General features: G+C 72.7%; 10 protein-coding genes. 5 read left to right on the top strand and 5 right to left on the bottom strand.

Annotated elements, in window-relative coordinates:
- Window positions 1-18: 18 nt before the first annotated feature.
- Complete coding sequence (locus tag ABZ406_RS17775) at window positions 19-2,091, top strand: SpoIIE family protein phosphatase (protein WP_357762415.1); 2,073 nt, start codon at window positions 19-21, stop codon at window positions 2,089-2,091.
- Between the two features lie 48 nt (window positions 2,092-2,139).
- Window positions 2,140-2,547, top strand: coding sequence for a hypothetical protein (locus ABZ406_RS17770; protein ID WP_357762412.1), 408 nt, complete (start codon window positions 2,140-2,142; stop codon window positions 2,545-2,547).
- Window positions 2,548-2,594: 47 nt separating this feature from the next.
- On the opposite strand, the gene ABZ406_RS17765 is transcribed toward ABZ406_RS17770, so the two are convergent.
- Window positions 2,595-3,953, bottom strand: a complete 1,359-nt coding sequence (locus ABZ406_RS17765; RefSeq protein WP_357762409.1) for an FAD-binding oxidoreductase — start codon at window positions 3,951-3,953, stop codon at window positions 2,595-2,597.
- Between the two features lie 96 nt (window positions 3,954-4,049).
- Between ABZ406_RS17765 and ABZ406_RS17760 the strand changes: the two genes are divergently transcribed.
- Both ABZ406_RS17760 and ABZ406_RS17755 read left to right on the top strand, forming a co-directional pair.
- Window positions 4,050-6,146, top strand: coding sequence for a S9 family peptidase (locus tag ABZ406_RS17760; RefSeq protein ID WP_357762407.1), 2,097 nt, complete (start codon window positions 4,050-4,052; stop codon window positions 6,144-6,146).
- A gap of 110 nt (window positions 6,147-6,256) precedes the next feature.
- Window positions 6,257-6,442: a hypothetical protein gene (locus ABZ406_RS17755; protein ID WP_357762404.1), complete on the top strand. Its 186-nt coding sequence runs from the start codon at window positions 6,257-6,259 to the stop codon at window positions 6,440-6,442.
- A gap of 15 nt (window positions 6,443-6,457) precedes the next feature.
- On the opposite strand, the gene ABZ406_RS17750 is transcribed toward ABZ406_RS17755, so the two are convergent.
- From ABZ406_RS17750 to ABZ406_RS17735, 4 genes are all read right to left on the bottom strand, one after another.
- A complete protein-coding gene (locus ABZ406_RS17750) occupies window positions 6,458-7,993 on the bottom strand; it encodes an ABC transporter permease (protein ID WP_357762401.1) in 1,536 nt (511 codons plus the stop codon).
- A complete protein-coding gene (locus ABZ406_RS17745) occupies window positions 7,990-8,691 on the bottom strand; it encodes an ABC transporter ATP-binding protein (protein ID WP_357762398.1) in 702 nt (233 codons plus the stop codon). Before ABZ406_RS17745 ends, ABZ406_RS17750 begins: the two co-directional genes overlap by 4 nt.
- Window positions 8,688-9,224, bottom strand: coding sequence for a PadR family transcriptional regulator (locus ABZ406_RS17740; protein ID WP_357762394.1), 537 nt, complete (start codon window positions 9,222-9,224; stop codon window positions 8,688-8,690). Before ABZ406_RS17740 ends, ABZ406_RS17745 begins: the two co-directional genes overlap by 4 nt.
- 267 nt (window positions 9,225-9,491) lie before the next feature.
- Window positions 9,492-10,082: a TIGR03086 family metal-binding protein gene (locus tag ABZ406_RS17735; RefSeq protein ID WP_357762391.1), complete on the bottom strand. Its 591-nt coding sequence runs from the start codon at window positions 10,080-10,082 to the stop codon at window positions 9,492-9,494.
- Window positions 10,083-10,113: 31 nt separating this feature from the next.
- Here ABZ406_RS17735 and ABZ406_RS17730 point away from each other — a divergent pair, with 31 nt between their 5' ends.
- The gene (locus ABZ406_RS17730; RefSeq protein WP_357762388.1) at window positions 10,114-11,022 is read left to right on the top strand and encodes an AraC family transcriptional regulator; all 909 of its coding nucleotides are present in this window, start codon (window positions 10,114-10,116) and stop codon (window positions 11,020-11,022) included.
- The last annotated feature ends 2 nt before the right edge of the window (window positions 11,023-11,024 follow it).

Genomic DNA, 11,024 nt, shown 5'->3' with positions numbered 1-11,024 from the left:
ACGGTGGAGGATACGGGGGTGTCAGGCGAGGCGGGGGCCGCGGCGGCCGGGGCCCTGGACGGGGCCGTCCGGCGTGTCCGGCTGCCCGCCGACCGCCGCACGCCGGCCGCCGCCCGCGCCGTGGTCCGCTCGGTGTTGACCGAGTCACACCTGGACGAACTGGCCAACGAGGCGCTGCTGCTCACCACCGAGCTGACCACGAACGCCGTCGAACACGCCCGCACCGAACTGGACATCGAGGTCGTCGCCGACGAGATCGGGCTGACGGTCACCGTCTCCGACTTCGCCCCCGGTTCCGGCGACGATCTGACCGTCGGCGACCGCAACGACACTACCGAGATCAACGAGGTCTCCGTGCGGGGCCGGGGCCTGCTGCTCGTCGACCACTTCGCCAGCCGCTGGGGCACCACGTACCTGCCCACCGGAAAGGGCGTCTGGTTCCGGCTGGACCGTCCCGGTGTCGACCCGCCCACAGCGGGCACCGTCGGCCGGTCGACACCGGCCAATGCCGGCTCGTGGACCAGCACCGACGGCTCCGCGCCGAGCGCCAGCGCGATGAGCGAACTGATGCAGACCGCCCCCGACCTGTACGGGGACGACCCGTTACCCGACTTCGCCACCAGCCTGCTCAGCCGGGTCGCCGAGATGGTGGGCGCGGCCGGCGGCACCATCCGGCTGGACCGTGGCGACGGGCAGGGCAGCCAGGTGCTGGCCCGCTTCGGTCGACCGGCCCGCCCCGGCAGTGAGCTGCTCCGGGTGCCGCTCACTGTGCACCGCCCGTACGCCGGAGAGCTAGAGTTGGACGCCGCGCCGTCGGCGTACGCCCAACCGTTGGCGGTGCTCACCGCCGAGCGGCTGTCGCTGCACCTGGAGAACGACCGGCTGCGCCGGGCCGACCTCCGCCGGCAGGTGTGGCTGACGTTCCTGGCCGAGGCGAGCGAACTGCTGGCCCAGTCGTTGGACGTTGACCTGACCATGGCGTTGGTGCCGCAGTTGGTGGTGCCGCGACTCGGTCAGTGGTGCGCGGTGCACACCACCGACGAGTGGGGCCGGTTGCGGCTGGCGGCGGCCAGCCACGCCGACGAGTCGATGCTTCCGCAGCTGCACAAGGTGCTGGCGGAGACCGGGCCGGATTCGATCCCGGCGCGCCTGCGGGAGGCGTCCCGCAGCGCGGCGCAGATCCCGCTGGGCGGGCCGATGGAGGGTTTCGCGGTTCCGCTGATCGCCCGCGGGCAGCGGCTCGGCACCCTCGCGGTGGGGCGGCACCAACGGCACCGGCACGACCCGGACGAGGTGGCCGTGCTGGAGGACGTGGCCCGGCGGGCCGCGTTGGCCATCGAGAACGCCCGCATCCACGCCGAACGTCGCCGGGTGGCGCAGACGCTCCAGCAGTCCCTGCTGCCGCCGGTGCTGCCGCTCGTGGACGGCATCGGTTTCGCCGCCGAGTACGTCCCGACCGGTGACGACGCCGAGGTGGGGGGCGACTTCTACGACGTGGTGCCGCTGCCCGACGGGCGCTGGTTGGTGGTGATCGGCGACGTCTCGGGCAAGGGTGTCCAGGCCGCCGCGGTGACCGGGCTGGTCCGGGACGTGATCCGGGTGCTGGTCGGCGACGGCAAGCCGTTGCCGGAGGCGCTGGCTCGGCTCAACGAGACGCTTGTCGAGCGCGGTGGCGGCCGCTACTGCACGCTGGCGCTGGCAGCGGTCGGGCCGGGCGAGGGCGACCAGTTGGACGTGTCGCTGCACCTCGCCGGGCACGACCGGCCGGTGCTGTTGCAGGCGGCGGGCGGCGCCGGGTTCGTCGGCACCGGCGGCACCGCGCTCGGCCTGCTCGACACGATCACCTCGCCGACGGCGGAGATCACGCTCGCACCGGGCGACTCGCTGATCTTCTACACCGACGGCGTCACCGAGCGGCGGCACGGTCGGGAGTTGTTCGGCACCGACCGGCTGCGCGACGCTGCCGCACCCCTGGCCGGATACTCGGCCGACGTGGTGGCCGCCCGGCTGCGCGCCGCGGCGATCAACTTCTCGGTCGAGCCACCCCGGGACGACATCGCCGTCCTGGTGCTTCGCAACGACGCCGCCTGACCGCCGCACGGTCCACGGGTTTCGGGTCCGCTCGGTAGATTGACGGCCATGACGAGCGCCGCGCAGGTCACCCCCCACCCCCGGCCATTCGTCCGCACCCTGATCGTCGCGCAGTTCGCGACCACCGGCGGGTTCCTCGCCGTGGTGCTGCTGTACGTCGGCCGGATGACGAGCGCCGGCATCGGCCCGGCCGAGATGCTGACCGGCGCGTACGACCCGAAGGACATCACCTTCTTCGGGATGTTCCATCCCGTGGTGGCCGTGCTCTACCTGACGGGTGCGGTGCTTGGGTTGCCGTTGGCGATCGTCGCGGTGGCGCTTGTCGCCCGGGAACGGGAGGCTCTGCCCCGGGCCACCACGTCACTGCTGCTCGCCGGCGCGGCGGGCAGCGTGCTGGTGCTGGTGGCCCGTCTCACCCCGCCGCTGCTGGACGTCCACCGGTGGTGGCTGGACTGACCTGGCTCGGCCGGCGGCGGCCGGCGGCTCAGCGGCCGGCTCCGGCCTCACAGGCCGCCGGGGAGTCGCCCGGGTGCGAGCCGGTGCTCCGGATCGAGGTGCCGCTTCGCGGCCCGCAGCTGGGCCAGGCCCGCCAGCTCACCCCAGAGGTCGACCGCCTGGCGGACCGCCGCCGGAGCGGAGACCACCACGCAGCGACCCTGCCGGGCCAGCAGCACCCCTCGAACGGCGGCCAGGATGGACGCCACCCGGTCGGCCGCCAGCGCCCCGGGCAACGCCGCGTGCACCACGCCCAGCCCGGCGGAACCGCGCACCGGCACCGGCGCGCCGGCCGCGTCGCGCAGCGCGTAGACGGCGGCGTGCAGGTCGCCGATCGGCACCTCCAGTCGCAGCGCCGTGTCGCCGGGCGCGAACGGGTAGCGGCGCCACCACGTCGGCGCGGAGTGGGCGATCGTCGCCTCCCCGTGCAGCAGGCCGACCAGCCGCTCGGCGCGCTCGGTGACGTCGGCGGGGCCGCCTTCCAGCAGCACCACCAGGCTGCCGGCCCGGGACGGGGCACCGGCCCGGCCGGACATCGACGGATGGCGCTCCCGGGCGGTGGCCGACGGGTGGCCGGGCGGGTACGGCGTACGGGGGCGGGGCGTGCTTCCGGGCAGGTCAAGCTCGATGGCCGACGGCTCCAGCCGGGCGGCGAGGATCGCCCGGATCAGGTCGTGCACCTCCAGTGGCGTCCACACCGGGCGGGACACCCAGAGCCGGCTCGCCGGGACCGGCTGCACCCGCAGGCTCGCCGAGACCAGCACGCCGAGCGCGCCCTGGGAGCCGCACAGAAGGCGGGCCAGGTCGAGGCCGGGGGCGCCACCGCCGGCGCTCGTCAGCTCGCCGTCGGCGGCCAGGTAGCGCACACCGAGCAGTTGGTCGCAAGGGCTGCCGTGACGGTGGCGCAGCGGACCGGCCTCGCCGGCGGCGAGCACGCCACCCAGAGTCGCGCCGGGTGACGGCGCGTCCATGGCGAGCCGGTGCCCGGTGCGCTCCAGGGTGGCCTGCACCGCCCGCAGCGGGGTCCCGGCCCCGACGTCGGTCACCAACGAGTCGACCGGCTCGTGACCGATGCCGGCCAGTCGGCCGGTGTCGAGCAGGATGTCGACCTGGACCGGAGTGGCACCCCAGTCGATCTTCGTGCCCGCACCTCGGGGCACCACCGCCAGGTCGTGCTTGGCCGCCAGCCGCAGCACCTCGGCGGCGGCGTGCGGGCCGCCCGGAACGGCCACCCAGCGGGCCGTCCGGCCGGCCACCTCGTCGGCAGGGCCGGCCAGCCGGGAGAAGGGTGGACCGCAGATCGCCGCCAACCGCCGGGTTATCTCGAGGGCTCCGGACCGGCCGAGGGAACTCGCTGCTGCCGCCATGCCGGCTATCGTACATGTGTACGAAAGCAGTGGTGGCCGCTATCCGGATGCCGCTGCTCCGGCGCACTGCGGCTGCCGGCCGGTAACGTGGCCGCCGTGACCACCGAGACTGCCCCGCCCGCGGCGAAGCGGGTGCCCAGCGAGCGCACCCACCACGGCGACACAGTCGTCGACGAATACTCCTGGCTCGCCACCAAGGACGACCCGGAGACGATCGCCTACCTGACCGCCGAGAACGAGTACACCGACGCGCGCACGGCCCACCTGGCCGACCTGCGCGCCGACCTGTTCGAGGAGACTCGCCGACGCACCCAGGAGACCGACCTGTCGGTGCCGACCCGCAAGGGCGGGCACTGGTACTACACCCGGACGGTCGAGGGGCAGCAGTACGGGGTGCAGTGCCGCCGGGCGGTCCGCGACGGGGAGACCGACCCGCCGGTGAGCGCTGACGGCGCCCCGCTCGACGGTGAGGAGGTGCTTCTCGACGGCAACCTGCTGGCCGAGGGGCACGACTTCTTCTCGCTCGGCGCGTTCGACGTCAGCCCGGACGGTCGCTGGCTGGCCTACTCCACCGACTTCTCCGGCGACGAGCGGTTCACCCTGCGGGTGAAGGACCTCACCACCGGCGAGTTGCTGCCCGACGAGGTGCCTGACACGTTCTACGGCACGGCCTGGTCGACCGACGCCTCGGTGCTGTTCTACGTGACTGTGGACGACGCGTGGCGGCCGAACCGGGTCTGGCGGCACACCGTCGGCTCCGCCGCCGCCGACGACGTGGTGGTCCACCAGGAGGACGACGAGCGGTTCTGGGTGGGGGTGGAGCTCACCCGGTCGGAGAAGTTCATCCTCATCGACGTCCACAGCAAGGTGACGAGCGAGGTGCTGGTGATCCCCGCCGGCAACCCGACCGGTGCGCCGGCCGTGATCGCACCCCGTCGGCAGGGTGTCGAATACACTGTGGAGCACCACGGCCACCGCTTCCTGATCCTGCACAACGACGGCGCGGAGGACTTCGCGCTGGCGTTCACCTCGGCGGACGTACCGGGTGACTGGGTGCCTCTCATCGAGCACACCCCCGGCACCCGGCTGGAGGCGGTCGACGCCTTCGCCAACCACCTGGTGGTGTCGCTGCGCACCGACGGGCTCACCGGGCTGCGGGTGCTGCCGGTGGGCAGCGACGACGGGTACGACATCGACTTCCCGGAGCCCCTGTACAGCGTCGGGTTGGACGCCAACCCGGAGTACCGCACCGGTCAGGTCCGGCTGCGCTACTCCTCGCTGATCACCCCCGACTCGGTGTACGACTTCGACCTGATCACCCGGCAGATGGTGCTGCTCAAGCAGAAGCCGGTGCTGCCCGGGCCGGACGGACGACCGTACGACCCGGCCGAGTACGAGCAGCACCGCGACTGGGCGCTCGCCGACGACGGCACCCGGGTGCCGATCTCGCTGGTCTGCCGGGTCGGCACTCCCCGCGACGGGTCCGCACCCTGCGAGCTGTACGGCTACGGCTCGTACGAGGCCAGCATGGACCCGTGGTTCTCGGTGGCCCGACTGTCCCTGCTGGACCGAGGTGTCGTCTTCGCGGTGGCGCACATCAGGGGCGGCGGCGAGCTGGGCCGACGGTGGTACGACCAGGGCAAGCTGCTGGCCAAGAAGAACACCTTCACCGATTTCGTGGCGTGCGCCAGGCACCTCGTCAAGGCCGGCTGGACGGCCAGCGACCGGCTGGTCGCCCGGGGCGCCTCGGCCGGTGGTCTGCTGATGGGCGCGGTGGCGAACCTCGCGCCGGACGCGTTCACCGGGATCGTGGCGCAGGTGCCGTTCGTGGACGCACTCACGTCGATCCTCGACCCGTCGCTGCCGCTGACGGTCACCGAGTGGGAGGAGTGGGGCAACCCGCTCGACGACCCCGAGGTGTACGCGTACATGAAGTCCTACACGCCGTACGAGAACGTCGCCGCCGTCGACTATCCGGCGATCCTCGCCGTGACCAGCCTCAACGACACCCGGGTGCTCTACTCGGAGCCGGCGAAGTGGATCGCGCGCCTGCGGGCGGTCGCCCCGGGCGGCGACTACCTGCTGAAGACCGAGATGGGCGCCGGGCACGGCGGCCCGAGTGGCCGGTACGACTCCTGGCGCGAGGAGGCGTTCATCAACGCCTGGGTCCTGGACCGCTTCGGCCGCGCCTGATCGGTCGGGTGTGGTCGCGTCCGGTGGTGGGGGTGGTCTCGTCGGCGGCTCGGGGAGACCACACCTGCCGTTCGCGGATCGCGGCGGATGTCGCGGCCTAGACTTCCGAGGTGACCGAGGCTGGCGATGGTGACGGCGAAGCCGACGGGGAGGTCCGCCGACCGAGCGTGGCGGCGGTGGCACGGGACCGCCGGGTCTGGCTGATCCTCGCCGTGGTCGCCGGGCTGCTGGTCTGCTGTTGCTCGGCTGTGGTCGGCACGCTCATCGCGCTGTCCTCCGGTCTGCTGAGCGCCTGACCCGTACCGAACGGTTCAGGTCGTCCGCAGTTCGTCCAGTGCGGTGCTGGCGCGCAGGAAGAGCAGGCCGACACCGACGGTGACCAGCACCGCCGCCAGGGCGCCGGCACCGAGCCACGCCAGGTGCTCCAGGGGTACGGGAACAGCTCGCTGCACCTCGGGGTGATACACGATCCGGGAGTACTGGTCCCGGGTGGCAGGGTCGTCGCAGAGCGCGGCGGTGGCCTCGCAGATCAACGTCGACCCGCCGCCCGCTGACACCTCCCTCCCCATTCCCATTCCTCGGCCGAGCAGCGTGCCCACTGTGAGCGCGAGCAGGATCGCCGGCACCGCCGGCACCAACGCCTGCCAGGCCACCGAACGGCCCAACGTGGCGCGGGGCACCCCGGTGGCGACAAGTGCGGCGTAGGCGCGGCGTCGGGCGACGATCCCCTCGACCAGCGCGACGATCAAGCCGCCCGCCGCGATCAGGATGGCCACGGCGATCGCGCCGTCGACGAGATCCATCGTCGACAGGTAGAAGGGGTTGGCGCCTCCGTCCGCACCGGCGAGACTGCTCTGCTCCCGCTCGATCTGGTCCTTCGTGGCGAAGTAGGCACGTTGGGCGGCCGCACCCCCGCCGAAGATCAGGGCGGCGAGCAGCGCCGCGAACGTGCGGCTACCCGCCCACGGGTCGGCCATCAGCCGGCCCGCCGCGAGCAGTGCCGAGGCACGGCGGGCGTGTCGACGCAGCAACACCCCACAGTGGTACGAGATCCAGCCGGTGCCGATCACCACACCGATCATCGCCGCAAACGCACCCACCGTGAACAACAGCGGCACCAGCCAGGCCACCTCCGTCCTGGTGTCGATCCGAGACAGCACCGGGTTGACGAGCGCGAACGAGACCACGCCGAACCCGATCAGGAGCCCGGCCCATGGCCCCGGCCCGCGCTCACGGGGGGCCTTACGACTCACCCCGAGCGGGCTGGTGGTGACCTTCCGCACCATCAGGGCGGTGGCCAGCGCCGCGACGACCGGCAGACCGAGAACCACACCGATTACCGCGCCGGGCGACGGCAGCACGTCGGTGGGCAGGGCCAGTTGACCCCGAGCGTCCGGGCGGTGCAGCAGGTCGCGACCCACCAGGTAGACACCCAGCCCGACGAGCGTGCCGAGCAGAGCGGCCACGCCGGTCTCCACCACCACGAGTCTGGTGACCTGACCCGGAGTGGCACCCGCCAACCGCAGCGCGGCCAGCCGGCGGTCCCGTGCCGGCGCGCCGAGCCGGGCGCACTGACCGGCCAACGCCAGCACCGGGATCATCAGCGTCAGCAGCGCGAACGCCGTGCCGCCACGCAACCCGGGCTCCACGAGCAGAGCGTTGTGGTACTGCTCCGACCACCTGTTCCGGTTGTCGTCAGTCGCCAGTGGTGTGGGGATGGCCAACACGGTGAGCGCCGCCAGCCCGGCCAGGGTGGCCAGCAGTGCGCTGAGCGCCGTGAGCACCACCCGGGCGGTGTCGGTACGGGTGCCGGCGAGCGCGAGGCGGACCAGCGTCGTCGGTCTCACCGGGCACCGCCGGCCAGCGGCACGTCGAGCCCCAGGCCGGTGTGGTCCACCAGGCCGTCGCGCAACACGACCTCCCGATCGGCGTACGCGGCGACTCGCGGCTCGTGCGTGACCAGCACGACGGCGGTGCGCTGCTCCCGCGCCAGCCGGACCAGTTGGGTGAGGACCTGCTCGCCGGTGAGCGTGTCCAGTGCCCCGGTCGGTTCGTCGGCGAAGAGCATCCGCGGCTCGGTCACCAACGCCCGCGCCGTGGCAACGCGCTGCTGCTGCCCCCCGGACATCTGACCCGGCCGGATATCAGCCACCTCGGCCACCCCGAACCGCTCCAGCCAGGTGAACGCCGCCGTCCGTGCCTCTCGCCGCCCCGTGCCGGCGAGGAGCAGAGGAAGAGCGACGTTCTCCACTGCAGTCAACTCGGCCACCAGTTGACCGAACTGGAACAGCACCCCGAACTCGGTGCGCCGCAGCCGGGACCGGGCCGCCTCCGACCAGGTGTCGATGCGCTGCCCGCGCCAGGTGACCTCGCCGACGTCCGGCCGGAGGATCCCGGCCAGGCAGTGCAGCAGTGTCGACTTGCCGCAGCCGCTCGGCCCGGTGACGGCGACGATCTCGCCCTCGGCCACGTCGAGCGTCACACCGCGCAGTGCGGGCGTCGGGCCGTACGCCCGCACCACGCCGCGGGCCTGGAGTTGCGTCACGGATGCACCTCCCGGTGCCAGTCGGCGACCCGGCTCAGGGTGGCGTGCAGCCACCGCAGATCCGCGTCGAGGTGGGCGATCGCGAAATCGGCAGCGACCACGTCGCTGAGGGTGGCGGCCCTGTCGGCCTTGACCACCGTCAGCTCCCGCAGCCGTGCGGTGTGCGCGGCCCGCTGGGCGATCAGGTACGACTGAGCCCGGTCGACGTCGGCGACCAGCAGCGCCACCACGACCTTGGCGAAGAGCGTGCTCGCCACGTACGGCATGGGCGACTCTACGGTGGACAACCACTGGTCCAGCGCGTCCCGACCCTGGTCGGTCAGCGCGTAGGCGGTGCGATCCGGCCCGCCCACCCGGTCCTGCCCGGCGGCGACGACGAGCCCGTCGCGTTCGAGACGACCGAGGGTGGCGTAGACCTGCCCGAAGGCCAGTGGCCGAGCCCGTGGCAGCCGCTCGTCGTGCGCACGCTTCAGCTCATACCCGTGTCGGCTGCCCCCGGCGAGCAACCCGAGCAGAACATGCGGCGTGGACACTCGGCCCACTATTCACCCAGCGAATACCCAAGTCAACACCCCACCTGTCACCCCTACCGGTCCCGCCCGGTCCCGCCCGGTCCCACCCCACCCCTACCCCACCCCCACCCTGCCCCGCCCTGCCATGCCCGGTGATCAAGAGGTTCCCGTCACCAGCGGGCCAAAATCTGACGCAAACCTTCTGATCACCGGGGGGTGGGGTCCGGGGGTGGGGGTGCGGGGGGTGCGGGGGTGCGGGGGGTGCGGGGGGGCGGGGTGGGAGTGGGGTTAGGGGGTTTGGGGCCAGGTGGGGGTTCGGCCGGTCTGGGTCAGGAGGTGGGTCAGGTTGCGGGTCTGGTCTGGGGTTGAGGTTGAGGTTGGGGTGGGTGGCGGGTCGGCGAAGACGCCCATCTTGCGGGCGGTGGGGCCCAACTGCTCCACCAGCGCGTGTAGTTCGGCCACCGCCTCCGGGGCCGGGTGGTACGGCTGGCCGGTGGCGACCGCGAGGTCCCAGCCGTGCACTGTCAGGTCCAGCAGGGCCATACCGCCGATGACTGTCTGTGGCATGCCCATCCCCGGTGACACACCCTCCAGGGTGGACGGATCCGACCAGGCGGCGATCAGCCGGCCGGTCTCCCCCTCGAAGCGGTCCCGCCAGCCGTCGCCGAGGTGGTCGGGCTTCTCGATCCACTCCACCTGTCGCTTGTCGGCCAGGTCCTGAAAGTTGACCACCACCTGGAAGAGGTGGTTGAGCAGATCACGGACCAGGTAGTCGCTGCACGGGGTGGGCAGGTCCAGCTGGTCGTCGGAGATACCCCGTACGACATCGACGGTTCGCGGCGCGGCGGCCGCCAGCAGCTCGCTAGTCTGAGTGGACATGGGCCCAGCGTATGAAGGTGGTCTTGAACGAATGCGACAGCGACCGCGTGGCGACAGCCGGGGAATTCTCGACCCCGGGCGTCTGCTGCGGGAGGTGCGCTTCCGCCGCCACCTGCCGGCGGAGTCGCTGCGCCGGTGGGTCGAGCACTACTGGTTGATCGACTGGGCGTTGAGCGCGCCGTTCGAGCAGCGGGTCGTGCCGCATCCGGCGGTGAACGTGGTGTTCCGACGTGACGGCAACGCCGGCAACAGCGCCAGCGGCAGCGCCGGCGGCAGCAACGCAAGCGGCGACGGCGGCAACGGCGGCGGCGGCAGCGGTGCGGGGTCGGAGTTCGGCGAGGTGGCCGGGGTGGGCCGGGACCTGTTCCGGATCACGCTCAGCGGCACCGGCCAGGTGTCCGGGGTGCAGTTCCGTCCCGGCGGCTTCCGCCCGTTCTGGCGCCGCCCGGTCAGTGAGCTGACCGGGCGTCGGGTGCCGCTGCCCACCGGCCGGCTGACCCGCCCGGACGGTCCGGTGTGCCCGGGCAGGTCACCGGTAACACCCAGGTCGGCGGCGAGCGACGGCGAGCGCTGCCGGGCGTTGGACGCCCTCCTCACCTGCTGGCGGCCGGAGCCGGACCCGTTGGCCGAGGAGGCCATCCGGCTGGCCGAGGCGATCCGTACCGACCGTTCGGTGCTTCGGGTCGACGACTTCGCCGCGCGGCACGACGTTCCGGTCCGCCGGTTGCAGCGGCTCTTCGTGGAGTACGTGGGGGTGGGGCCGAAGTGGGTGATCCGCCGGTACCGGCTCCAGGAAGCTGTCGAACAGGCCGCCGGTGGTCCGCTGAGCTGGGCCGGCCTCGCCGCCGACCTGGGCTACAGCGACCAGGCTCATCTGGTCCGTGACTTCACCGCGGTGGCCGGGGTGTCCCCCGCCGCGTACGCCCGTTCGGTGCGGTAGAG

This window comes from Micromonospora sp. NPDC005710 (assembly GCF_040630995.1).
Classification (GTDB): Bacteria; Actinomycetota; Actinomycetes; order Mycobacteriales; family Micromonosporaceae; genus Micromonospora.
This window is presented reverse-complemented; position numbering and strand designations above follow the sequence as displayed.

What these genes read in the sequence shown, in the direction of transcription:
- ABZ406_RS17770 (WP_357762412.1), top strand. Translation starts at nt 2,140, where the DNA reads ATGACGAGCGCCGCGCAGGTCACCCCCCACCCCCGGCCATTCGTCCGC.
- ABZ406_RS17765 (WP_357762409.1), bottom strand. Translation starts at nt 3,953, where the DNA reads ATGGCGGCAGCAGCGAGTTCCCTCGGCCGGTCCGGAGCCCTCGAGATA.
- ABZ406_RS17735 (WP_357762391.1), bottom strand. Translation starts at nt 10,082, where the DNA reads ATGTCCACTCAGACTAGCGAGCTGCTGGCGGCCGCCGCGCCGCGAACC.
- ABZ406_RS17730 (WP_357762388.1), top strand. Translation starts at nt 10,114, where the DNA reads ATGCGACAGCGACCGCGTGGCGACAGCCGGGGAATTCTCGACCCCGGG.